General features: G+C 33.9%; 19 protein-coding genes. 7 read left to right on the top strand and 12 right to left on the bottom strand.

Features of this window, described 5'->3' with window-relative positions:
* Positions 1–107: 107 nt before the first annotated feature.
* The gene (locus tag NLJ00_RS24525; RefSeq protein ID WP_256635764.1) at positions 108–794 is read right to left on the bottom strand and encodes a response regulator transcription factor; all 687 of its coding nucleotides are present in this window, start codon (positions 792–794) and stop codon (positions 108–110) included.
* Positions 791–2,056, bottom strand: coding sequence for a sensor histidine kinase (locus NLJ00_RS24520; protein ID WP_256635763.1), 1,266 nt, complete (start codon positions 2,054–2,056; stop codon positions 791–793). The genes NLJ00_RS24525 and NLJ00_RS24520 overlap by 4 nt, the downstream gene beginning before the upstream one ends.
* 163 nt (positions 2,057–2,219) lie before the next feature.
* Between NLJ00_RS24520 and NLJ00_RS24515 the strand changes: the two genes are divergently transcribed.
* Positions 2,220–2,633 carry a DUF1573 domain-containing protein gene (locus NLJ00_RS24515; RefSeq protein ID WP_256635762.1) on the top strand — a complete coding sequence of 138 codons (414 nt, stop codon included), beginning with the start codon at positions 2,220–2,222 and terminating at the stop codon, positions 2,631–2,633.
* A gap of 57 nt (positions 2,634–2,690) precedes the next feature.
* Here the strand turns inward: NLJ00_RS24515 and NLJ00_RS24510 are convergent, their stop codons facing one another.
* On the bottom strand, positions 2,691–3,191 hold the full coding sequence (locus NLJ00_RS24510) for a C40 family peptidase (protein ID WP_256635761.1): 501 nt from the start codon (positions 3,189–3,191) through the stop codon (positions 2,691–2,693).
* Between the two features lie 197 nt (positions 3,192–3,388).
* Between NLJ00_RS24510 and NLJ00_RS24505 the strand changes: the two genes are divergently transcribed.
* The 3 genes from NLJ00_RS24505 to bglX all read left to right on the top strand — a co-directional run bounded on the left by NLJ00_RS24505 (position 3,389) and on the right by bglX (position 8,384).
* Positions 3,389–4,480 carry an SGNH/GDSL hydrolase family protein gene (locus NLJ00_RS24505; RefSeq protein WP_256635760.1) on the top strand — a complete coding sequence of 364 codons (1,092 nt, stop codon included), beginning with the start codon at positions 3,389–3,391 and terminating at the stop codon, positions 4,478–4,480.
* The gene (locus NLJ00_RS24500; RefSeq protein ID WP_256635759.1) at positions 4,470–5,852 is read left to right on the top strand and encodes a sialate O-acetylesterase; all 1,383 of its coding nucleotides are present in this window, start codon (positions 4,470–4,472) and stop codon (positions 5,850–5,852) included. The genes NLJ00_RS24505 and NLJ00_RS24500 overlap by 11 nt, the downstream gene beginning before the upstream one ends.
* Positions 5,853–6,086: 234 nt before the next feature.
* Positions 6,087–8,384: a beta-glucosidase BglX gene (gene bglX, locus NLJ00_RS24495; protein WP_256635758.1), complete on the top strand. Its 2,298-nt coding sequence runs from the start codon at positions 6,087–6,089 to the stop codon at positions 8,382–8,384.
* 102 nt (positions 8,385–8,486) lie between these two features.
* On the opposite strand, the gene NLJ00_RS24490 is transcribed toward bglX, so the two are convergent.
* The gene (locus NLJ00_RS24490; RefSeq protein ID WP_053473829.1) at positions 8,487–8,822 is read right to left on the bottom strand and encodes a DUF5615 family PIN-like protein; all 336 of its coding nucleotides are present in this window, start codon (positions 8,820–8,822) and stop codon (positions 8,487–8,489) included.
* Positions 8,822–9,052 carry a DUF433 domain-containing protein gene (locus NLJ00_RS24485; protein ID WP_053473830.1) on the bottom strand — a complete coding sequence of 77 codons (231 nt, stop codon included), beginning with the start codon at positions 9,050–9,052 and terminating at the stop codon, positions 8,822–8,824. Before NLJ00_RS24485 ends, NLJ00_RS24490 begins: the two co-directional genes overlap by 1 nt.
* A 297-nt stretch (positions 9,053–9,349) precedes the next feature.
* On the opposite strand from NLJ00_RS24485, the gene NLJ00_RS24480 reads away from it, so the two are divergent.
* Positions 9,350–10,306, top strand: coding sequence for an aldo/keto reductase (locus NLJ00_RS24480; protein WP_256635757.1), 957 nt, complete (start codon positions 9,350–9,352; stop codon positions 10,304–10,306).
* A gap of 298 nt (positions 10,307–10,604) precedes the next feature.
* Here the strand turns inward: NLJ00_RS24480 and NLJ00_RS24475 are convergent, their stop codons facing one another.
* The 7 genes from NLJ00_RS24475 to NLJ00_RS24445 all read right to left on the bottom strand — a co-directional run bounded on the left by NLJ00_RS24475 (position 10,605) and on the right by NLJ00_RS24445 (position 19,172).
* On the bottom strand, positions 10,605–11,891 hold the full coding sequence (locus tag NLJ00_RS24475; protein WP_256635756.1) for a glycoside hydrolase 5 family protein: 1,287 nt from the start codon (positions 11,889–11,891) through the stop codon (positions 10,605–10,607).
* Positions 11,892–12,040: 149 nt separating this feature from the next.
* A complete protein-coding gene (locus NLJ00_RS24470) occupies positions 12,041–13,276 on the bottom strand; it encodes a glycoside hydrolase family 26 protein (protein ID WP_256635755.1) in 1,236 nt (411 codons plus the stop codon).
* A gap of 3 nt (positions 13,277–13,279) precedes the next feature.
* Positions 13,280–13,834 carry a hypothetical protein gene (locus tag NLJ00_RS24465; protein ID WP_256635754.1) on the bottom strand — a complete coding sequence of 185 codons (555 nt, stop codon included), beginning with the start codon at positions 13,832–13,834 and terminating at the stop codon, positions 13,280–13,282.
* Between the two features lie 224 nt (positions 13,835–14,058).
* Complete coding sequence (locus NLJ00_RS24460; protein WP_256635753.1) at positions 14,059–15,249, bottom strand: AGE family epimerase/isomerase; 1,191 nt, start codon at positions 15,247–15,249, stop codon at positions 14,059–14,061.
* Between the two features lie 5 nt (positions 15,250–15,254).
* Positions 15,255–16,445 (bottom strand): glycoside hydrolase family 130 protein, encoded by a 1,191-nt coding sequence (locus tag NLJ00_RS24455; protein ID WP_256635752.1) that lies wholly within the window; start codon positions 16,443–16,445, stop codon positions 15,255–15,257.
* 25 nt (positions 16,446–16,470) lie between these two features.
* Positions 16,471–17,862: an MFS transporter gene (locus NLJ00_RS24450; RefSeq protein ID WP_256635751.1), complete on the bottom strand. Its 1,392-nt coding sequence runs from the start codon at positions 17,860–17,862 to the stop codon at positions 16,471–16,473.
* 173 nt (positions 17,863–18,035) lie between these two features.
* Positions 18,036–19,172 carry a glycoside hydrolase family 26 protein gene (locus NLJ00_RS24445; RefSeq protein WP_256635750.1) on the bottom strand — a complete coding sequence of 379 codons (1,137 nt, stop codon included), beginning with the start codon at positions 19,170–19,172 and terminating at the stop codon, positions 18,036–18,038.
* Positions 19,173–19,477: 305 nt separating this feature from the next.
* Here NLJ00_RS24445 and NLJ00_RS24440 point away from each other — a divergent pair, with 305 nt between their 5' ends.
* Both NLJ00_RS24440 and NLJ00_RS24435 read left to right on the top strand, forming a co-directional pair.
* Complete coding sequence (locus tag NLJ00_RS24440) at positions 19,478–20,356, top strand: helix-turn-helix domain-containing protein (RefSeq protein ID WP_053473839.1); 879 nt, start codon at positions 19,478–19,480, stop codon at positions 20,354–20,356.
* 309 nt (positions 20,357–20,665) lie between these two features.
* Positions 20,666–23,863, top strand: a complete 3,198-nt coding sequence (locus tag NLJ00_RS24435; RefSeq protein WP_256635749.1) for a SusC/RagA family TonB-linked outer membrane protein — start codon at positions 20,666–20,668, stop codon at positions 23,861–23,863.
* Positions 23,864–23,869 lie beyond the last annotated feature (6 nt).

The following is a 23,869-nucleotide window of genomic DNA, read 5'->3' as shown; positions in this document are numbered from 1 at the left end:
ATCTGGAAAATTAGAACTTAAAAATACAAAGATTTTTCAAAATCTATTTACAGATTATTCTTTATTTTTAACAGAATTGTGATTATTTGAAAGAATACACTTTACAATTACGCTATAGAAAATCTAAAACCAATTCCGTGCAGGTTTTCTATCGAAATGCCTTTTTCGTTTGATAAAATTTTACGCAGGCGCGAAATAAAAACATCAAGACTTCTTCCCATAAAATAATCATCAGTTCCCCAAAGTGCAGTTAAAATCTGCTCTCTTTTTAAAACTAAATTTTTATTGTCAAGAAACAGTTTAAGTAATTCGGCTTCACGCTGTGTAAGACCGACTTTTTCTTCTTCATTAAAAAGAATAAAATTTTTGGTATCAAATTGATATTTCCCAATCTCATAAACCGATTTTTCGACTTTATTATTTTTCTGAGAACGTTTCAGGAAAACCTCAATTTTCAAAATTAATTCTTCAATGCTGAAAGGCTTTACCAAATAATCATCGGCACCAAGGCGAAGTCCTTTTATACGATCTTCTTTCAAAGTTTTAGCCGAAAGAAAAATAATCGGAACATCAGTATCAATTTTCCGGACTTCTTCAGCCAGTTCAAAACCGTCCATTTTCGGCATCATAATATCAAAAATACAAATATCAAAATCTTCATTTTTGAAAGTTTCCAAACCAGATTTTCCATTCGTACAATGAACCACTTCATAATTATTTTGTTCCAAATTATCTTTGGTCAAAAACGCCAGCGTTTCGTCATCTTCGGTATAAAGTATCTTGAAATTTTTCATTTCTTATAAGGAATAGACAAAGTTATAGTAACTCCGTTTTCAGTATTATTTTCAGCTTTTATTTTCCAGTTTTGCAAACTGCATATTTCTTTTACGTAATATAAACCAAGTCCAAAACCATTTACTTCATTACTCTTTTCGTTTTGAATTCGGTAAAACTTATCAAATATATAAGATAATTTTTTAGTAGAAATTCCAATCCCGTTATCGACAAACTCCAATTTTAAAATGGAATTCTCCTCATAAATTCTAATCGTAATTTCAGGCTTTTTATTGCAGTATTTTACCGCATTATCTAAAAGGTTGTAAATTAGATTGCCAAAATGAAAAACATCTGTTTCTAATAAATATTCCTGAGAAGGACTTTCAATAGTAATAATCGCTTCAGGATATTTTAACTGAATATTTTCAATCGCCTCTTCAATAATCGGAATAATTAAAACAGGTTCTTTTTTTAATTCCCAAGGCGCATAATCTGATTTGGCAATATTTAAAATCTTCTCAATATGATGATTCAGTTTATTGCTTTGATTAATAATAATCTCCGTATAAGTATGCAGTTTTTTATCGTCCTTAATAGGATTTTGTTCGCTTAAGTATTTCGAAGCAATTAAAATAGAAGACAAAGGTGTTTTAAATTCATGCGTCATATTATTGATAAAATCACGCTGCAATTCAGAATATTTTTTTTGCTGCAAAAGCGTAAAAATCGAATAAACGTAAATCAATAAAATCAAAATCAGCATAATCGAAAGCACAAACCAAAAGCGCATCGAACTAAATAAATAAGTCGTTTCATTCGGGAAACGAACCGCAAAATAGTAGACTAAATTTTTATGCTTCGGGAAATAAACCGTCTTTTTACATTCCGATTTTTTTTTCGATAAAGAAATATAATCGCCATAAATCATTTCATCACTCTGGCAATTATACATCGCATATTCAAAATCAGTCGTAATATTCATTTTTTTGAATTCTGTTTTTAGATAAAATTCTAAAATATCAGGTTCAAAGTCATTGTCGACATTTACAATATAATAATCATTTGAAATTTTCTGCACAGGACTTTGAGCCGGAAGTTCGTGACTGGTCCCTTCATATAGTTTTTTAGCAACCTCAAGAAGAGCGATATGCGCTTTTTGACTCAGCTTTTTCTGCTCTATCGTAAAAGCCTCTTTTGTCCAAAGCAATTGCGCCACCAAAATACTAATAATGGCGACCAATCCCAGAACAATAATACTATTGAGTTTATTAATTTTCAAGAAAACAGACTTTTGAGAGTGTAATATTAATCAAAAATATAGTTAAAAACAGCGATTAACAAGTCATTAACAAACATTTGAAACCGCTTAACAGCGATTTCTTTTTGTCTGAAATATCTTTGTAATGTAAAAATCGAACTATAAACCATTAATATATTTAACTATGAAAATCATCAAAATTTCTATGCTGGTTTTGGCTTTAAGCCTAATGTCTTTTTCAGCAATTGCTCCGGTAAAATCTTTAACAGCTGAAACAAAAATTACAGAAACAGCTTCGACAATTGTTTGGAAAACAGAAACAATCGATGTTGGAGAAATTCCACAAGGAACTCCAAAAGCAATTGTTTATGAATTTAAAAACACAGGGAAAACTGCCGTTGTAATTACACAAGTTCAGGGTTCATGCGGTTGTACAGCAACAGACTACACAAAAGAGCCAATTTTACCTGGTAAATCTGCAAAAGTAACAGCAACTTACAATGCAGCAAACAAAGGCGCTTTTACAAAAACAGTTACCGTAACAACAAGTGCAGAAACTGCTCCAAAAATACTTACGTTAAAAGGAACGGTTATTTAAAAATAAAGGTTAGTTATAAAGTGGAAGCTCCAAATATGTCATGTATTTGGAGTTTTTTTATTTAGAAATTACATCAATACATTTATAAAAACGATTGGTGTAATGTTCAGTAGCAAGTGAAGTGATTGTAACCTGCTGCGCTTTTCCGGAAGAAGCATGAATAAATTTAGACTGCATTCCGTCTGCCTCGCAAATTATGCCAAGATGACCAATTACCGTTTTGTCTTTATACCCATAAAAAACCAAAATATCCCCAACTTTAAAATCTTCAGGCTTTAGCGCCGTTCCTAAATTTTTATAACCGCTTGAACTTCTTGGTAAAGTTATACCAAAATTGCCAAAAACATAACTCACAAAACCAGAACAGTCAAATCCTTTTTCAGGATTACTGCTCGCATATAAATAAGGTGTCCCTAAATATTTTTTGGCAAAAACTATTATAGAATCCCGATCGATTGCTGATTGCTCTTTTTGAATAATATTTTTATTTTTCTCTTTTGCAGTACAAAAAGAAAATAAGATGACGGAAAATATGATGGTGAAAAAGTTGAGTTTCATTTTTTTTAAATAAGAAAAGGTTTAATTGCTAAAGATAGAACGTTATTTTTCAAAATGCAGTATAGATTGTAAGAATTAGCAATTAAATGATGTGTTTACGTGGTGTTTTTTTATTACTTTTTGATGTTTTAGTATCTTTATGTTTATTAAGTTTCAAATATATTTGTGAATCGTATTTATATTTTAACAAATAAATTATGTTTCCAAAAAAAAACGCACTTTTAATTCTGTTTTTGCTGATTTCAATTGTTTCGACATCACAAAACCAGAATACTTTTCTTTATGCCGGAAGAGTTGATAAACTTCAAAATAATCAAGTAATCTTAATAGGAACTGCATCTTCTGTATCTTTTAATTTTGCAGGAAATGAATGTTCAATTTCACTTCAAAGTGTAGATTCTTATGGACATCATAATTATGTTCAGCTGGTTTTAGATGGAAAATATATTGGAAAAATCAGAATCGAAAAAGGAGCTGTTCAGTCATTTCCAATAAAAATAACTTCCAATAAAAAAGAACATCATTTAGAAATCTATAAAAATACCGAAGCTCAAAGTGGCAACATTCTGTTTGCGGGAACAACCGCAAAACTGACTTCAATTTCATCTAAAAAGAAAAAGAAAATCGAATTTATAGGCGATTCAATTACTTGCGGAGCGGCGAGTGACCCGTCAGATATTCCGTGTGATAAAGGCGAATATATGGATCATCATAACGGTTATTATGCTTACGGGCCAAGAATTTCGAGAGAAATAGATGTTGATTATTTAATGAGCTGTGTTTCGGGAATTGGAATTTACAGAAACTGGAACGACGAAAACAAAGACGAATCCATAATGCCAGATGTTTATCCTAATTTATATTTGACAAAAGATCCTTCAAAACCTAAATATGATTTTGCTTTTCAGCCGGATATTATAAGTATTGCTTTAGGAACAAATGATTTTTCTGGTGGAGATGGAAAAAAAGAACGGCTGCCTTTTAATCCCGAAAAATATGTTTCGAATTACATCAATTTTATAAAAATGCTTTACGAACACAATCCAAATGTGCAGATTGTAATTACAAACAGCCCGATGGTAGGTGGAGAAAGAGCCGTTGTTTTTGAAGATTGTCTGAATAAAGTAAAAAACGCTTTCGCGGAAGACAAAACACATAAGCCAATTCAGATTTTCAAATTTAAACCAATGACTCCAAAAGGCTGTTCAGGACATCCTGATGTGGCTGATCATAAAGTTTTGGCAGACGAATATGCTCCATTTTTAAAAAAGCTGTTAAATGAAAAATAATATAATTAAGCTTATTTTCTTTTTTATGATTGCAAATAGCATAACAGCAAATGTTACGCTCCCGAATATTTTTGGAGATAATATGGTTTTACAGCGAAATTCAGAAGTGAAAATTTGGGGTTGGGCAAATCCAAAAGAAGAAATTAAATTAGTTTCGAGCTGGAACAATCAGGAATATAAAGCAGTTACAAATAATCAGGCAAAATGGGAACTTATAATCAAAACCCCTGAAGCCGGCGGACCTTACACGATTTCTATAAAAGGATATACCGAAGTTGTTTTAAAAAATATTTTAATTGGCGAAGTATGGATATGTTCCGGGCAATCAAACATGGAAATGTCGGCAAGTTGGGGAATCGATAACGGCGATGAAGAAGTTAAAAATGCCGCAAATCCGAATATTCGATTTTTTACCGTTTCAAAATCCACGGCAATAACTCCGCAGAATAATGTATTAGGAAATTGGGTTGAATCGACTCCTGAAACAATGAAATATTTCAGTGCCGTTGGTTACTTTTTTGCTAAACGCTTACGCGAAGATTTAAAAAATGTTCCCATCGGATTAATTTCTTCCAACTGGGGTGGAACTCCGGCTGAAATCTGGATGCCGGAAGAAGTGATTCAAAACGATCCGGTTTTATTAGAAAATGCCAAAAAATTATACGAACAAGAATATGGCCCACACCAACCCGGACGTGCCTATAACGCCATGATTGCTCCAATTGTTGGATTTAAAATTGCAGGAACAATTTGGTATCAGGGAGAATCAAATGTTGGTTCTTTGGTTTACGATAAAACGCTTTCGGCTTTGATTACTTCGTGGAGAAAAAACTGGAACGACGAGTTTCCTTTTTATTTCGTTCAGATAGCACCTTACAAAACAGGAACAAATAATTTCTCGAATGTTACGGTTAGAAATTCTCAAAGAAAAATTTTAAAAGAAGTCCCGAAAACAGGAATGGTTATAACTTCAGACATTTCAGATACAATTGATATTCATCCAAAGAATAAAAAATCAGTTGGAATTCGTTTAGCAAATCTGGCTTTAGCCGAAGTTTATAAAGTCAATTCAAATTTGGTAAATGGTCCGCTTTTCAAGGAAATTAAAATCGATAAAAACAAAGTCACAGTTTCTTTTGATTATGCTGAAGTGTTGTATTTTAAAAACAAAATTTCAAATCAATTTGAAGTGGCTGGAACTGATGGAGTTTTCTATCCAGCCGAAGCTTCAATTAAAAATAATCAGGTGATTTTGACAAGCAAAAAAGTAGCTTCTCCAGCAAAAGTGAGATTTGCATGGGGAAATACAATTCAGTCAGATTTGTTTAATAAAGCAAATTTGCCGGCTTCTTGTTTTATTACAGAACTTTAGAGTTTAGATTGTAGATTTTAGATTTTTTTGCCCACGGATTTTACTGATTCAACTGACTTGCGCAGATGTTTTTGCTCGCTTTTGTCAGGCTGAGCGAAGTCGAAGCCACACAATGTATAATTTGAATCTCGCAAAGACGCAAAGGCGCAAAGTTTTAGAAAAAAAGCTTAGAATCTTAGCATCTCAGTCCCGATAGCTATCGGGATAGCACCTTGAAAAAAAACTAAACCACATATGAAAAATAAAAAAATAATAATTATTGGGGTTTTGTCCCTGTTTACTGTTGGAAATATGAATGCACAAAAAAAGCTGTATCTGGATAAAAATAAAACTATTGAGCAAAGAATTGACTTGCTTTTGCCCTTGATGACATTGGAGGAAAAAGTGGGGCAGATGAACCAATACAATGGTTTTTGGGATGTTACGGGACCAGCTCCAAAAGGCGGAACGGCTGAATTAAAATACGAACATTTAAGAAAAGGATTAGTGGGTTCGATGCTTACGGTTCGTGGTGTAAAAGAAGTTCGTGCCGTACAGAAAATTGCAGTTGAAGAAACAAGATTAGGGATTCCGTTAATTATTGGTTTTGACGTAATACATGGCTATAAAACGTTAAGTCCGATTCCGCTGGCAGAAGCGGCGAGTTGGGATTTAGAAGCCATTAAGAAATCGGCGGCAATTGCGGCAGATGAAGCTTCGGCATCTGGAATCAACTGGACGTTTGGACCAAATGTAGATGTGGCAAATGATGCACGTTGGGGACGTGTGATGGAAGGCGCGGGAGAAGATTCATATTTAGGAAGTAAAGTGGGTTACGCCAGAGTAAAAGGTTTTCAAGGGGAAACCATTGCCGATTTAGCCAAAGTAAATACGATTGCAGCTTGTGCAAAACACTTTGCGGCTTACGGTTATGTTGAAGCAGGATTAGAATATAACATTGTGGACATTAGTAATTCTAAATTGTATAATTCAGTTTTGCCTCCTTTTAAAGCGACCGTTGATGCGGGAGTTAGAACATTTATGAATTCGTTTAATACTTTAAATGGTGTTCCCGCAACCGGAAATGCCTTTTTACAAAGAGATATTTTAAAAGGAAAATGGAAGTTCGATGGATTTGTAATTTCAGATTATGCTTCGATTCGTGAAATGATTGCGCACGGATATGCAAAAGATGAAGCCGATGCAACTGCAAAAGCCGTAATTGCCGGTTCTGATATGGATATGGAATCGTATTTGTATGTCGCAAAATTAGTTGATTTAGTAAAATCAGGAAAAGTAAAAGAATCTTTGGTTGACGATGCGGTTCGACGAATTCTTCGTGTAAAATTTGAATTAGGATTATTTGATGATCCGTACAGATATTGCGATGAAAAACGTGAAAAAGCAGTAGTTGGAAGCAAAGCCAATAATGATGGCGTTTTAGATATGGCAAAAAAATCTATCGTATTATTAAAGAACGAAAAGAATTTATTGCCGCTAAAAAAAGCAGGAAAAAAAATTGCTTTGATTGGAGCTTTGGCAAACGATAAAAACAGTCCGCTGGGAAGTTGGAGAATTGCTGCTGATGATAATACAGCGGTTTCGGTTTTAGAAGGAATGCAGCAATATAAAGACAATCAATTGGTTTTTGAAAAAGGAGTTGATTTATTGAAGCAAAAAGCAACTTTCTTAACGGAGACTGTTTTCAATACAACTGACAAAAGCGGATTTGAAGCTGCAAAAATAGCGGCAAAAAATGCTGATGTTGTAGTAATGGTTTTAGGTGAATACGGTTTTCAAAGCGGAGAGGGAAGAAGTAGAACTGATTTGAATTTGCCAGGTTTACAGCAAGAATTATTAGAAGAAATTTATAAAGTAAATCCAAATATAGTTTTGGTTTTAAATAACGGACGTCCGTTGAGTATTCCGTGGGCGGCAGAAAATGTTCCGGCAATTGTAGAAGCGTGGCAATTAGGAACGCAAACCGGAAATGCTGTTGCGCAGGTTTTATACGGAGATTATAACCCAAGTGGAAAACTGCCAATGTCGTTTCCAAGAAATGTAGGTCAGGTTCCAATTTATTATAATAAATACAGTACAGGAAGACCAACAGACAGTGACAAAAATGTTTTCTGGTCGCATTATATGGATGTAGAGAAAACGCCTCAATTTCCGTTTGGTTTTGGTTTGAGTTATACGAAATTCGAATATAAAAACCTGAAATTGAATAAAACTGCTTTTGCAAAAGGAGAAAATGTAGAACTAAGCGTTGAGGTTACAAACACTGGGAATTATGATGGAAAAGAAGTAGTTCAGTTATATATTCATGATGAATATGCGAGTATCGTTCGCCCGATAAAAGAATTAAAAGGATTTGAATTGGTAAGCCTGAAAAGAGGTGAAACTAAAACGGTAACTTTTACTTTAACAGAGAAAGAGCTTGGTTTTTATGATAATGAAGGAAATTATTTAGTTGAACCTGGAACTTTTAAAATTATGGTTGGAGGAAGTTCTGATCAAGGTTTGCAAGACGGTTTTGAGATAAAAGAATAAAAGTTTTTGCCACAAAGGCGCTAAGGCGTGAAGTTTTTTTTCGCCACGAATTCACGAATTAATTGTTTAAAAATTCGTGAATTCGTGGCGAATTATTTTTAACTAATAAATTTCTAAAATCATTAATTCATCATTTAAAATAAATGATATAATAATTTCCTTTTTTGAAATTAAAAGTTCAGCTATTTGTTTTGTATTTTTATTGAAAGTCTTTAATATAATGACTTTTGGAGGAGCACCTTTTAGAAGTAATAATTTTTCAAAATCATCATCATGTGTTAGAATAATAAAATTGTTTTTTCTGGCATACTCCCAAATTTCTAAATCTTTTGCAGGTTGATTTACAGGAATATCTTTAGAGTGAAAACAATCAGGAAAATCATTCTCGATAAGTTTGATTATTCTCCAGGAAATATTGGCATCCAAAAGTAATTTCATTATGCTGCAATTATTTTTGTAATATTTTCTCTATTAGCTGCAAAAGCTAAAGCGGCGAGAATATGTTCTTTATTTAATTCAGGAAAATCTTCAATAATTTCTTCGAAAGACATTCCTGTAGAAAGCCAAGAAAGAATATCTGAAACACAAATTCTGGTTCCTGTAATTACAGGCTTGCCAAATCTTATATCAGGATTTATTGAAATCAAATTTTGCCAGTTATTATTCATAATTTTATAATTTAAACAAATTTACAAAATTAAAGTCAATTATTATTTCAGCTTATTTGGCCAAAGCCCTTTTGATTGTGTTAATATTTTCATCCAGCTAAAGCTGGACGCAACTCACCTTATATTAAAATTAAACTTTGCGACTCTGCGACTTTGCGAGATTAATTCATAATATAAAATTTTCTCTCGCAGATTTAGCAAATTAGGCAGATTTTTTATCTCCCAAATCAGCAAAATCTGCGGGAGTTTTTTTGTATTTTTAAATTCTATTAAAACTCCAACCTTTAAACTAAAACAATGAAATATAACAGATGCGGAAGAAGCGGTTTATTACTTCCAGAAATTTCCTTAGGATTATGGCATAACTTCGGTTCAGTAGATAATTTTGAAAATGCTGAAAGTATCGCTGTAGAAGCTTTTGATAAAGGAATTACCCATTTTGATTTAGCTAATAATTACGGTCCGGTTCCGGGTTCTGCCGAGGAAAATTTCGGTAAAATATTATGGCATAATTTTCAGGGAAATCTGCGTGATGAGATCGTGATTTCTACAAAAGCAGGTTATACGATGTGGAATGGACCTTACGGAGACTGGGGTTCCAGAAAGTATTTATTGTCAAGTTTAGATCAGAGTTTGAAAAGAATGAACGTTGATTATGTAGATATTTTTTATTCGCACCGTCCCGATCCTGAAACACCGATTGAAGAAACCATGATGGCGCTTGATCATGCTGTTAGAAGTGGAAAAGCCTTGTATGTTGGAATCAGTAATTATTCGGCAGAGCAGACTCGTGTTGCGGTTGATGTTTTAAAACAACTGGGAACGCCTTGCTTAATTCATCAGGCTAAATATTCAATGCTGGAACGCTGGGTAGAAAATGGTTTATTAGATGTTTTAGAAGAAAAAGGAGTGGGCTGTATTGCATTTTCGCCTTTGGCACAAGGACTTTTAACAGATAAATATTTAAACGGAATTCCGGAAAATTCAAGAGCGCATAATCCAAACGGGCATTTGAAAGAAAATGAAGTTACACAAGAAAGAATTCAGAAATTAATTCAGCTGAATGAAATTGCTCAAAACAGAAACCAATCTTTAGCACAATTGGCTTTGGCCTGGCTTCAAAAAGACAAACGAATTACTTCTGTTTTAATTGGTGCGAGTTCTGTAAAACAATTGTGTAATAATATTGATTGTTTGCAAAATACAGTGTTTGCAGAAGATGAATTGAATGCAATTGAAAAGATTTTAGCATAGCAATAATTCTAGACAAAGATAATCGTAGAGACGCACAGCAGTGCGTCTAACGTCCGGTTTACGTCGCTTATATTCGTTGCGCATAAGACGCACTGCTGTGCGTCTCTACGGAAGATAGGGATGAATAATATTTTTATTTTTTCAATTGTAAACGTCGCGTATATTCGTTGCGCATAAGACGCACTGCTGTGCGTCTCTACGTAAAATAGGGGATGAATAATATGTTGTTTATATTTTACAATAATATTGACACAGGCTTTTATATGTTCTTAAATTACTTATATGGTTTAAGATTCCTTTATTTTTTCAATTTTAAATTATAATCTTTTACAATTTTCAATGTCGATTTGTCCGAAGAAAAAACAGAATTCAAACCTTGTGGTTCTTGCGGTGGATCTGTAGTTAACGGATCGCCGGGATTCCATTTTCCGTCTTTATTAATTGCTTTTCCTTTACCGCCAAATCCCCAGAAATTTGCGGCTTGCAGCGGACCATTATTTTTTACACTTTCGGCAACTCGACTAAAAATATAATTGTAGAAAATATCCCGATTTGCAACAGAAGATGCTGCACTTAAATTCTCATTTTCTCTCGGCAGACCAAATTCTTCAATAATTATCGGGCGTTTTAGATTATTAGCCACTTTTATGTGGTCATCAATATATTTTCCGGCATTTTCTAAAGTTGTCGGAAGTGTTTTTTCGGCATTATCTGCTTTAAACCAATTCCAGTTTTTTGGCCAAATATGCATCGTCAAATAATCGATATTCGGATTCTGATGCGTACGTTCAAAAATTTCCATGCTGTCATTTGAACTGTTTTTACCTTCAGAACCAGTCGAGATTAAGTGGTTTTTGTCTAAGCTGTCAATTAAATCGACAATGTTATTTAGCCAAACTGTGAATTTTGTTTCGTTTTCTGGCGTAAAAGTTCGCGGTTCATTTCCAACCTGCCACGCCATAATGGTATTATCTTCGATATATTTCTTTTTAGAATAGGAATTTGTTCTTCCAATAATAAATTTCACATGATTTTCTAAACCTTTCATACAAGGTTCGCAGCTATGAAATTGTTCTGTATACGACATAAATTGCGTCCACGTATTAGGCGGAATAGCCGGAACCGGAATTGGACCTTTTCCATTCCATTCTAAATACTGTGACATTCCGCCAGACCATTCCCAGTTGTTTGTCAAATACAAAACGGCATAAATTTTACGTTTGCTCATTTCACTGATTAAGAAATCAAGTCCGTCGAGTAAATCTTCATCATATTTTCCCTGCTCGTATTGTAATGCCGGACGAACAGTAAAATCGTATTTCCCTCCATCACCGCCGACTAAAATTCTTAGATTATCGATTCCGTTTTTTTGCAGTAAATCAAGTTCGCGAAGTAACCTTTTTCGGTCACCCACTTTTTTTGAAGCCAATAAACTTCCGTACCAATAATTGGTTCCAATATAAGCATATGGTTTATCACCTTTATAAAATTGGTTTCCTTTTACCGTAATTCGTTCCTGCGCCTGACAAGCGATTGCGGAGAAAATTAAAGCAAAGCTGAGGTGTTTTAGAAATCTGTTTTTCATTGTTTATTTTTTAGTTGTGTGTTAGATGGTACACTGATTTTACTGATTTGAACAGGTGAAAGCAGATTTTTTATTATTTACATTGTTTATAAAATAACCGTGAAAATCCGTTTCATATGTGTAATCCGTGTGCCATCTAAACAAAAGTATTATTTCGGCATTTCATACATTTTTGGCAGGGAATTCAATAACGCCGATTTTGTTTTGGTACTAAAAGTTTTAAAATCTGCAGCATTTGAAACTGAACCATTCGGAACATAATATCCATCGCTGTTATTGTTCCAAAACATTACATAACTTACCTGAATATCATTTGCTGTTAAAGCATCATATAAATAAGTTGAAAACCAGTTTGTAACTGGCGGAATTGAACTCGTCACTCTGTAACCCGTTTCGGTTAAAGCAGCGATTTTTACTTTCGTTTTAGCAATGTCAGAGATCATTTTCAGTTTTGCATTGGCTTTACTGGAACCTGTTGCACCTTGATTATTGAAATCTCCGTAATTGTCCATTCCTAGAATATCTACATATTTATCGCCGGGATATCGGCTTAAATAACTGGTTTCTGTTGTATATGAATTGTCTGGAGAAAAAGCATATAAAATGTTATGAACGCCTTTTGTGTTTTTTAAATAATCAACTGTAAATTGATACGCTTGTTTGTATTCGTCGGCAGTGCAATAATTTGCGCCCCACCAAAACCAGCTTCCGTCAAATTCATGAAAAGGTCTGAAAATTATCGGAATCAATTCGCCGTTTGAGCCTTTTAAGTTTAAAACTACGCTGGCTACTTTATCTAGTTTTTTCTTGTACCATTCGTTATTGGTTCCGCCCGGTAAAATACTTTTAAAAGCGGTTGCTTTTTCCTGTGCAGACATATCGGCGGCATAGAAAGATTCGTCTTTAAAAGGTTCTCTAATATGCCAGCTGAAGGTATTGATTATGCCTTTCGCGTAAGCGGCTATAACATCGTTTGTAATTTTTATTTCTTGCTGATAAAACCAGTTATCTGCCTGATTATTATTGTTTTTATCGGTAATAAACATAAAATCTGAACCTAAAATAGCAGGATCAAAACCTGTATTTTTTTTGATATCAGAATCTCCGACTGCATCTTGATAAAAGCCATTAAAAGCATCTTGCTGACCAATGGCCACTTTAGTTTGTGCCAGTCTTTTTAAGTTGTAAAATAAAGCTGTGGTTTCTTTAGTTGCATTTGCATCAACCATATAAGTTGGTGCGTTTTGTGTTGTTAAAGGATCGCTTTGCGTTGGAGGATCTACTATAATTATCGTTTCGTCCTCTGTTTCGTTATCTGAAGAACAGCTTGCAAATGCTAAAATCGATAAGCTTATGCAGGCTATTTTTAATATTGTTTTTTTCATCTTTTATTTTTCGGGAGTTACTGAGTTTTGTTTTAAATACTCTTCTTCTAAAAGAGTGGTAACTTTTACATCATCAAAATAAATGGTGCCGTTGGTTTGTGCGAGCGCAAGCATAATGCGGACTTTTTTTGCGTCGGCTGGAATTTTTACCGTTTTTTTATAATTCGTCCATTCGGTTGTTCCTTTTACCTGGGCAAAAGTTTCGGATGTAATTTTTTTATCGCTTAAGGTTGTAAACTCAGCAATTGCTGCACCAGCTTTGTAGGCTTCTTTTTGCTCTTCGATACTTTCAGATTTAATCCAAACGCTGAATTCCAGTGCATAAATATTTTTTGGGATGTTTATCGTTTGGTCAACGGCTTTCCATTCGGCACCAACAAACTGATTGATTGCGGCGCAGCTTTTTCCTGATTTTTTATCATAAGGAGTAATATAGGCCGCGTCGCTGCCGTTCCAGTTGACAAACTCATATTCGAAACCGGGATTTTTGACAAGGCTGCCTTGTGCATTTGTTATTGTAGTTAGAAATAATAAACTAAAAAGAAAAAGTGTTTTCATAAGCAATATTTTTAATGCAATTAGTTGATTATTAGTCTAATTTGTAAAATAAGTTTTAACATATAGGAACATAGATTTATACTTAACTTAAAAAAGATTAAAGAAAGAAACAAGTTTCTCACACATAGCCTATATGTATTAATGCAAGTGAAACGTCTTTGAAGACAAAGAGAAGCTATGTTTCTATGTGTTCAAATTAATTTCACTCAACGATTTTAAAGTTTTTAATCTTTAATTCTCTGAATCAATTCCATACAAGCGCGGCTGTTATGATAAGGGCATTTCCAGAATCCGGCTTTGTCTTTTTCTATTAAAGAATAATCTCTGTAAACTCCCCAAAACCATTCGCCATTTTTCAGGTCAAGAATGTATTTTTTTATGAATTTCCAGTTTTTAAAAACGATTTCCAGATAATTTTCATTTCCGGTTAATTGATAAGCGTTGTAAAAACCAATTAAAGCTTCGGCCTGAACCCACCAATGTTTTTCGGCAATTAATTCGTCTTTTTCAGGATCAAATTCATACCATAAACCTCCGTCAGCATCTAATCCTTCTTTGGTAACTTCGGCAATTTGAACGGCGTGTTTTCTATAATTGGCAACTAAATTTTCTTTTTCTAAAATCTCGGCACATTGTAATAAAAGCCAAGCCGCTTCGATATCGTGTCCGTATGAAATTACGTCTGGTTTTTCGATCCAGTTTTCATCAAAAAATAAACGAAGATGCCCGGTTTCGGTATTTATAAAATGCTTTTCTATTGTTTCTAATAATTCGATGCTGTTTTTTCGAAGCGTTTCATCTTTCCATACTTTATACAAATTGGCATACGCTTCAATAATATGTAAATGCGTGTTCATTGTCTTTTTTTCGTTGGCATCTTTATCGCTCAAACGCAAATCTTCAATAGGCTGCCAATTTCTTGTAAAAGCTTCGAGATACCCTTTATTTACAGGATCATAACTATGTTCCTGAATTTTGAAATATAAATTTTTGGCTATTTCTAAAGCTTTTTCATCTTTAGAAATAGCATAATATTCGGTTAAACCATAAATCGCAAATGCTAGGGCATAGATTTGATTTTTGGTATCTTTCGGTGTTTTATCAACATTAATACTCCAAAATAAACCTCCAAATTCAGCGTCATAAAAATATTTTGAAAGAAAATCAAAAGCTCTTTCGGCAATCTTTTTATGACTTTCTTTTTTGGTAACTTGGTAACTTGACGAAAAAGTCCAAAGAATTCTCGAATTTAAAACAGCGCCTTTTTCTGCATTGGCAATTAGGTGATCGTTAAAATCAATCTGACCAATAAAACCTTCGTTTTGAGTATCAAGTGTATATTTTATCCAATAATTTAAAATAGAATCGAGTTCTGTTGTTAGTTCTGTTTTTAGCTGTTTTACAGTTGTACACACGATACTTAAATTGCGTTATTTTTTTCAATTTGATTGATGATAGTTTCTACTGAACCTGCAGAAATAAATGTGTCTGCGGGAGTATTGATCACATAATCAACTAATTTTTCTACAGAAGAAACGGCAACGTGCATTCTTGTATCTGATGATGCATAATAAACGTAAACGGTTCCGTCGGTATCTTCGATCCATCCATTTGAAAATAAAACATTCGATACATCGCCAACTCTTTCAATTCCTTCCGGGCCCATAAAATGTCCGGCCGGAACGTGTGTTACTTTCGAAATATCATTCAAATCGGTCATGAACATATACAAGGTGTAGCGCAATCCTGCAGCGGTATTACGAACGCCGTGAGCCAGATGCAACCATCCTTTTTCTGTTTTGATTGGGGCAGGGCCAAGACCATTTTTTAATTCGTAAATGGTGTGGTATTGTTTTCCGAAGATAATTCTTTCTTCCTTTACAGCCGGATTTGTCATATCGTCAACATATCCTAAACCAATTCCGCCTCCGCTTCCAACGTCAATAAATCCGTCTTGCGGACGTGTGTATAAGGCGTATTTTCCGTTTACGAATTCCGGATGCAAAACAACATTTCGCTGTTGTCCGGTATTTGAAATTAAGTCCGGTAATCTTTCCCAATTTACTAAATCTTTTGAACGTACAATTCCTGCATTGGCTACAGCCGAACTTGTATCGCTTTTTGGTGCTTTTGGATCTTTTCTTTCGGTACAAAAAATACCGTAAACCCAGCCGTCTTCATGGTTGATTAAACGCATGTCGTAGACGTTTGTGTCTGGTTCTTCGGTTTGCGGAATTACGCAGGGTTTGTCCCAAAATTTGAAATTATCTACTCCGTTTGGACTTTCGGCAATGGCAAAAAATGATTTTCTGTCAATTCCTTCTACACGAACTGCCAAAAGATATTTTCCGTTCCATTTCATTGCTCCGGCATTGAAAGCGGCGTTTACGCCAATTCGTTCCTGTAAAAACGGATTTGTTTTTTCGTTTAAATCAAAACGCCAGTTCAACGGAACGTGAGATGCGGTAACAACAGGGTTTTTATAGCGTTGATAAATCCCGTTTCCAGCATTTTCTTCCGGAGTATTTTTTCGTTCGATTAGTGCTTTATGTTCTTTTTCTAATGCTGCTTTTCGATCCAGAAAAGTAGTCGAAGAGGTTATTGTTGTCATTTTTGATTCGGTATCTGATTTATTTTTATTTTGTTTGGTCTCTTTTTTCGTTTAAATCTTGTTCTATCGTTTGCAGTTTTTCTTCAGATAAAGGATAGAATAATATAAAAGCGACTGATATTGCGGCTGCGATTGCAGGGAGTATACTTAACATTAATTGAATTCCGTTTTGGGTTACGGCAGTTTGTTCCACATTGGCCTGAAAACCATAATAACCTAAAAGCCATCCGGTTCCGGCTCCGCCAATGGTCCACCCAAATTTTTGTGACATGGATGAGGCTGAGAAAACCAATCCGGTTGCTCTGCGGCCTTGTTTCCATTCTGAATAATCGGCACTGTCTGCATACATTGACCAGATTAATGGGAAAATGCAGCCTGCACAAATACTGATTAAAACCTGAAAACTCATAATTAGAAGAACGTCTTCTTTTCCGAAGAAATAGAAGGCTAAACTTAAAATGGAAGCGATTGCCATTGCACCAAAAAAGGTGTTCTTTTTACCCATTTTATTGGCGATAGGAGTAGCGATAATTACACCGATGATATTCGCCGCTTGTCCCAAAACCAAATAAATGGAAGTTGGCGTCATGTGGAAATCTGTTCCAAAAAGCGAAAAGTCGAAATTTACAGAACTGCTTACATAATATTTAAAATAATAAACTGCAGCGCCGTCTCTGATCGAGTTAAAAACTAAAGTTCCAATTCCGGCTCCTAGTAGAATCCACCACGGTTTATTTTTTAATAGATCTTTTAAATCTTCTTTTAAGTTAGATTGTTCGTTTTCGATAGGTTTTACTCTTTCTTTTGTAAAGAAAAAACAAGCCCAGAAAAATGCTGTTGTAATTACTCCAAATACAATAATTGTTGCCAGCCAGCCTGTTTTAGAATTTAGGCTTCCGCCGAAATAATTTACAAGTGGTTCAATTAACCAAAGCGCCAAAAGACTTCCGCCAAAAGCGAAAACCATTCTGTAGGATGATAATGTGTTTCTGTCTTTTCGGTCAGATGACATTACGCCTAAAAGTGAGGCGTACGGAACGTTGATTAAGGAATAAATCATCATCATTAAGGAATAGGTTACGTAGGCGTAAATTATTTTTCCTTTTTCGTCAAAATCCGGTGTGTAAAAAGTTAAAACTCCAATTACAGCAAAAGGAATTGCAACCCATAAAAGATAAGGTCTGAATTTTCCCCATTTAGTTTTTGTTCTGTCGGCAATGATTCCAACAATTGGATCAAAGCAAGAATCCCATATTCTGGTAATCAAGAACATGGTTCCTACAACGGCAGGTGCCAATCCGAAAACGTCGGTATAGAAAAACAGAAGATACATGCTAAAGATTTTCCAGAACATTGATGACGCAGCGTCTCCAAGTCCGTAACCGATTTTTTCTTTTAAACTAATTTTGTCGTGCATTGGTTATTTTTTAAAGGTTGTAAAGTTTAATTTGGGGCAATTATTTTAATGTTTCGTTGTGTTGTTTTTTGACGCGGATAAAACGGATTTACTTCGTAAAAACGCGGATAAAAACAGATTTTATTTTTGAATTCTTTGGCACGCAGATGACGCGGATTTTTAATTTTTAATTCTCAATTTTTAATTTTTTTTAAGTCTTTTTCAAATAAGGTTTTGTCGAGATTGTAATATTCTATAAAATCTTTTTCGCTTGTCTGACCTTTGAATGGTGCGTAATAATGCATTTTTTGTTCTTTTTCCTGCCAGCCGTGATTTCTCCATAATAAAACATAGGATATTTTATAATCACCAATGGCTTTTGAAAAAGTTTCTGTCCACCATTTTGGGTCTGGAATTGCTTCGTAACCCGCTTCGGCAACGGCAATTAATTTGTGTTTTTCTAAACCAATTTCATTTAAAATTTTAAGCTGATTTTGAACTTCTTGTATAAATTTTGTTCCTTCTTTGTCATTGTTGTTTTGATACGAATCGAAGCTTAAAATATCGGCAAAATCATCTCCGGGATAATTGGTTAAAAAATCTTCTTTTGAGCTGAAACTTCCTGTGTTGTAAACATAAATTAAATTATGTACACCTTTTTTCTGCAGGTATTCAAATGTAAATTTCCATGCGTTTTTGAATTCTTCAGGAGTGCAATTTCCTTTTCCCCACCAAAACCAGCCTCCGGAAAGTTCGTGATATGGTCTAAACAGAATTGGAATATTTTTTCCTTTTTTATCTTTTAAGGATAGAAGAAAATTTGCCGCTTTGTCTAACCATGCAATAAATTTTTGATGATTTTCTCCGCCTGGTAGAATCGTTTTTAAGGAGTTTGGCGTATTATCCCACGCACTTTTTCCGGTTGCAGGATTATCAAAATGCCAGCTTATAGTTGAGATTCCGCCTCTTTCGTTGGCCTCAATAATATATTGTTTCATTTTAGCGAAAGGAATTCCGTCTATATTATTGGCATCGTCTTTTTCTAAACCTGCAATGTCCCAGCCGTAAAGAGCTGGATAATCTCCCACAACATCTTTTATGTCGCTTCTTCCGTTTTCATATTTCCAGTTTACGCCGTATGCTAAATCATCCTGATGTCCAAAAAGATAACCGCTTTGTGTAAGCTGATTCAGTTTTTTATACAGAGAAATGGTTTCAGGTGTTGCTTTTTTATCTGAAAGTGACAAATTCGTATTACTATTAATAGACTGTGCAGAACAAGAAGTTCCTAGTAATGCAGTGGCTAAAAGATTAAAAAAGTATTTTTTCATTTTTGAAAATATTGTTTTTCAGTGCGTTCTCAATTTCTGATTTGAAATTGTCAACTTGTTTCTGAAACTGAATTTGTCTATTTGTAATTCGATATTGTTTTACTTATAAAATTATTAAAACTATAAAAAGTTTGAGTATTAAAAATGATTAATGTTTATTATTAATACTGATTTTGTAAAGTTGATAATTCTATTTTTCAAAGATAAATGTATGTTTATAGCGTAATTAATATTATTTTATCAATTATATATCATATTATTGCAGGAAAAAATCAACTGATATCATTTAAAAACAGTTTTAAGAGATGAGTACTGCTAAAAATTTTTATAGAGAAATCGCTCCGCTTTCTGCCGGAGATAGTTTTTTGGTGTTTGACAGAGTTAAAGATAGTTTTGATTTTCCGGTTCATTATCATCCTGAATTTGAGATCAATTTTATTTTAAACGGAAAAGGGGTAAGGCGTGTTGTAGGTGATAATATTGAAGAAATTGATAATGTTGAATTGGTTTTGATTGGACCAAATTTATACCACGGCTGGGAATTAAATAAATGTACCAATAAAAAAATACACGAAATTACGATTCAGTTTCATAATGATTTATTTCATGAATCTTTGCTGGCCAGACGTATTATGAATCCAATTCGGGATATGTTTAACAGATCTATTCACGGAATTTTATTTTCTAAAAAAACTGCCGAAGAATTAACTCCAAGATTGGTAAGGCTTTCTAAATTAGACGGTATGGACTATTTCCTGGAAATTACTTCCTTATTATATGATCTTGCCAATTCGAGAAACCAGCGTTTACTTTCTACTTATACTGTTGATTATGATAAGTTTGATGATTATGATAAAATGAAATTGGTTTACGAATATGTGCAAAAACATTTTGCTGATAAAATTACTTTAGATGATGTGGCAAGTGTTGCGAGTATGTCAATAATTTCTTTTAATCGTTTTATTAAAAAGCGTACGGGGAAAACTTTTGTCAATTATATTAATGATATCCGGATAGGATATGCTGCCCGCTGGCTTGTTGAAAAAGATATGAGCGTTTCTGAAGTGGCTTTTAAATCTGGCTTTAATAATATTGCGAACTTCAATCGTAGCTTTAAGGCTATTAAAAACTGCACACCTAGTCAATATCGTGAGGATTTTTCTGGATTAAAACGTATTTTGTAGTGATACTTTTTTTGCACAAATAAATATTATTTTTAACGAAAACGTTTGATTTTTACGATTTCGTTAACTTTTCTTTATAGATTATGGTTGTTAAGGGTAGCTTCATTGCGAATAATTCAATATTTATATGGTTTTATTTTATTATGTGTTTTTTTAAGGAGATATAGTAAAAATATTATCATTAAATGATGTAATACTATCGATTTGATAATCTCATCTGTTATAGATTTGTTAAATAATTTCGAAGTAAAAGATACCCTTACTGCTGAATTATGAATTGAACAAATTTAAACTAACCAAACACTTATTATGAAAAAACTAATGACTAACTTTATTCATTGGAACGCTAACCACAGAGCGGTTCCTCTGATTTTATTTTTGTTACTGACAAGTAATTATATTGCTGCTCAGGTTAAAGTATCGGGAACGGTATCTGATGAAAAAGGTTTATCGATTCCTGGTGCCAATATTTCGATAGCAGGATCAAAGACAACTACTTCAACTGATTTTGACGGAAAATATTCTATTGATGTTCCTGCAAATGGAACTTTAGTATATTCCTTTATCGGATTTAATACGCAAAGAGTTGCAGTTGATGGTAAAAAAACAATCAATGTAATTTTAAAATCAAGTGCTGAAGACTTAAAAGATGTAGTTGTAATTGGTTACGGTACACAAAAGAGAAAAGATGTAAACAGTGCTATTTCCAGTATTAGTTCAAAAGATATTGAAAACCTAAAAGTTGCTTCGTTTGATCAAATGATGCAGGGTAAAGCAGCGGGGGTTGTTGTAAATAGTAACTCTGGTGAGCCTGGAAGTAACGTTTCGGTAAGAATTAGAGGGGTTTCGTCTTTAACAGGAACAAACGAACCTTTGTATGTAATTGATGGTGTGCCAATTTCGGGAGATGCAAGAAACTCATCTACTTCTGGAAGAAATGCTCAGGGAAATTCTAACTTTTCTAATAATGGTAATATCACGCAAAGCCCTTTAGCGCTAATTAATCCAAGTGATATTGAATCTATTGATATTTTAAAAGATGCTTCGGCAACAGCTATTTACGGTTCTCGTGGTGCAAATGGTGTTGTAATTGTAACTACAAAATCTGGTAAAAAAGGTACTGGTAAATTATCTTTCGAGAATTCTTATACTATAAGTAACCTTCCAAAGAAACTTCATTCAATGAATTTGCAGCAATATGCGGCGCATCAAAATGCTTTATCTTCAGTTTATGATCCAACTTCTTACAGACCAGAATTTGCTCATCCTGAACTTTTAGGAAAAGGTACTGACTGGCAGGATGCTATTTATGAAACAGGATTTATGAGTTCAAATCAGCTTTCTTTTTCAGGTGGTAAAGAAGGAGTGAATTATTATATCTCAGGAGGAGTTTTAAATCAGGAAGGAATTGTTATTGAATCTGGATTTAAAAGATACAATTTTAGAGCAAACATTGATGCTAAAGTAAATTCATTTATAAAAGTTGGAGTTAATGTTAGCGGTGCAATTACAGATGAAAAATTAACGCTAAACGGACAGTTTAACGGAGTTGTGGCAACTTCATTATTAGCAACTCCGGATGTTGCGGTTAGAGAACTTTCGGGAGCTTTTGCCGGACCGCCTGCTGGTGGAGCAACATCATTTGTTAACCCGGTTGCGACTTCTTTATTAGGATCAAATACTTTGGTTAGAAAAAACTACTCAGGAAATTTCTATACTCAGGTTGATATCGTAAAAGGTTTGGATTATCGTTTTGAAGCAGGTGGTTATATATATGACAATTTAGGAGAAAGATTTGATCCAATGTATTCTTTGGGGAATGCAGTAAAAAGTTTTGCTAATTTATATCACAATCCTTCTACGGGTAATTCATGGAACTTAAAAAACATGCTTACGTATAGAAACACTATTGGCAGACATAATTTTACGATTCTTGCGGTTCAGGAGTCAAACAGAGCGCACTGGGAAGGATATACAATAACAGGTTATGGTTATAAAGATAATAATGATAAATCATTAGCGGCTTCTGATTTATCAAAAGCGGTTACAAGTGGAGTTTATTCAGGAACTCAGACTTTGGCTTCTTATTTAGGAAGGGTGGTTTATGACTTTGGTGATAAATACAGTGTTACCGGAGCAGTTAGAACAGATGGATCTTCAAAATTTTTCGTAGGAAATAAATGGGGTGTTTTTAGTTCTGCGAGCGGTTCATGGAAACTTTCTCATGAGGATTTTATGGAAAGTACCAGAAAATATGTTGACAATATTAAATTGAGAGTAGGCTGGGGACAAACTGGTAATAACCAGATTGGTAATAATCTATACGATTCTAACCTGCATTTAATTAATAGTACAATGGGAACGTCTTACCTGCCATCAAATACAGCTAATAAAGATTTGAAATGGGAAACTCAGGAGCAGACGAATTTAGGATTAGATTTTACAATGTTTGACTCTAAACTTTCTGCAACGATCGATGTGTATCAAAAAGTTTCTAAAGATTTCTTGTATCAGGTTCCTTTGCCAAACTTCCTTTCTGGAGGTGGTGATTATGAAGGTGGTGTAAATCCTCCATCTTTTAACCTTGGAAGTATGAAAAACAGAGGTATTGAGGTTACACTTAATTATACACAGCAATTCACGCCAAACTTTTCATGGAATGCAAGTGCAAACTTTACAAAATATGAAAATGAGGTTACGAATATGGCGGGCTTAAACATTGTAAAAACAATGGGAACATTAGCTTATAATACAGTAACAGTATCAAGAACTCAGGAAGGTTTGCCAATAGGTTCATTTATAGGTTATCAAGCAACAGGAATTTACAGAACAGACGAAGATTTATTGACTTATGGTCACGAAACTGCAGGTGGAACAAGAGTGGTGCTGAAAAACGGAACCAATTCATTATTGCCAAACTTTGTAAAAGGAGATGTTATTTATAAAGATCAAAACAATGATGGTATTATTGACACTAAAGATTTAGTTACGATTGGAAATCCAAATCCAAAATTCACTTACGGATTTACAAACAACTTTAAATACAAAAATGTTGATTTGTCTATTTTCCTTCAGGGAACTGCCGGAAACAAACTGATGAATTTAACTCGTATGTCTGGTACTTTGAATAGTAATTTAGGGACTAATTATTTAACTGATGCTGCTGATTTTTATTCTGCAGATAATTTAGATGCTTCACTGCCTAGACCTTCTGCTTACAATGATATCAACAATGCAGTTTCGTCAAGAATTATCGAAGACGGTTCTTACTTAAGAATTCAGAATGTAACTTTAGGGTATTCACTTCCTTCTGACATCATCTCAAAAATAAAATTAACAAGATTGAGAGTTTACGCTTCTGGACAAAACTTATACACTTTTACCAAATATAAAGGATACGATCCTGAAGTTGGTTCTTATAATCAGGATGCATTATTATCTGGTGTTGATAATGGTCGTTATCCTGTGCCTAGACAAATATCTTTTGGTTTTAATGTTGAATTTTAATACGAA

The organism is Flavobacterium panici (assembly GCF_024499525.1).
Taxonomy (GTDB): Bacteria; Bacteroidota; Bacteroidia; order Flavobacteriales; family Flavobacteriaceae; genus Flavobacterium; species Flavobacterium panici.
Note: the sequence above shows the minus strand (reverse complement) of the source record. Positions and strands in the feature narration are given on the sequence as shown.

What these genes read in the sequence shown, in the direction of transcription:
- NLJ00_RS24525 (WP_256635764.1), bottom strand. Translation starts at nt 794, where the DNA reads ATGAAAAATTTCAAGATACTTTATACCGAAGATGACGAAACGCTGGCG.
- NLJ00_RS24450 (WP_256635751.1), bottom strand. Translation starts at nt 17,862, where the DNA reads ATGCACGACAAAATTAGTTTAAAAGAAAAAATCGGTTACGGACTTGGA.
- NLJ00_RS24485 (WP_053473830.1), bottom strand. Translation starts at nt 9,052, where the DNA reads ATGAATAATAACTGGCAAAATTTGATTTCAATAAATCCTGATATAAGA.
- NLJ00_RS24435 (WP_256635749.1), top strand. Translation starts at nt 20,666, where the DNA reads ATGAAAAAACTAATGACTAACTTTATTCATTGGAACGCTAACCACAGA.
- NLJ00_RS24465 (WP_256635754.1), bottom strand. Translation starts at nt 13,834, where the DNA reads ATGAAAACACTTTTTCTTTTTAGTTTATTATTTCTAACTACAATAACA.
- NLJ00_RS24445 (WP_256635750.1), bottom strand. Translation starts at nt 19,172, where the DNA reads ATGAAAAAATACTTTTTTAATCTTTTAGCCACTGCATTACTAGGAACT.
- bglX (WP_256635758.1), top strand. Translation starts at nt 6,087, where the DNA reads ATGAAAAATAAAAAAATAATAATTATTGGGGTTTTGTCCCTGTTTACT.
- NLJ00_RS24510 (WP_256635761.1), bottom strand. Translation starts at nt 3,191, where the DNA reads ATGAAACTCAACTTTTTCACCATCATATTTTCCGTCATCTTATTTTCT.
- NLJ00_RS24455 (WP_256635752.1), bottom strand. Translation starts at nt 16,445, where the DNA reads ATGACAACAATAACCTCTTCGACTACTTTTCTGGATCGAAAAGCAGCA.
- NLJ00_RS24440 (WP_053473839.1), top strand. Translation starts at nt 19,478, where the DNA reads ATGAGTACTGCTAAAAATTTTTATAGAGAAATCGCTCCGCTTTCTGCC.
- NLJ00_RS24470 (WP_256635755.1), bottom strand. Translation starts at nt 13,276, where the DNA reads ATGAAAAAAACAATATTAAAAATAGCCTGCATAAGCTTATCGATTTTA.
- NLJ00_RS24475 (WP_256635756.1), bottom strand. Translation starts at nt 11,891, where the DNA reads ATGAAAAACAGATTTCTAAAACACCTCAGCTTTGCTTTAATTTTCTCC.
- NLJ00_RS24500 (WP_256635759.1), top strand. Translation starts at nt 4,470, where the DNA reads ATGAAAAATAATATAATTAAGCTTATTTTCTTTTTTATGATTGCAAAT.
- NLJ00_RS24505 (WP_256635760.1), top strand. Translation starts at nt 3,389, where the DNA reads ATGTTTCCAAAAAAAAACGCACTTTTAATTCTGTTTTTGCTGATTTCA.
- NLJ00_RS24480 (WP_256635757.1), top strand. Translation starts at nt 9,350, where the DNA reads ATGAAATATAACAGATGCGGAAGAAGCGGTTTATTACTTCCAGAAATT.
- NLJ00_RS24515 (WP_256635762.1), top strand. Translation starts at nt 2,220, where the DNA reads ATGAAAATCATCAAAATTTCTATGCTGGTTTTGGCTTTAAGCCTAATG.
- NLJ00_RS24490 (WP_053473829.1), bottom strand. Translation starts at nt 8,822, where the DNA reads ATGAAATTACTTTTGGATGCCAATATTTCCTGGAGAATAATCAAACTT.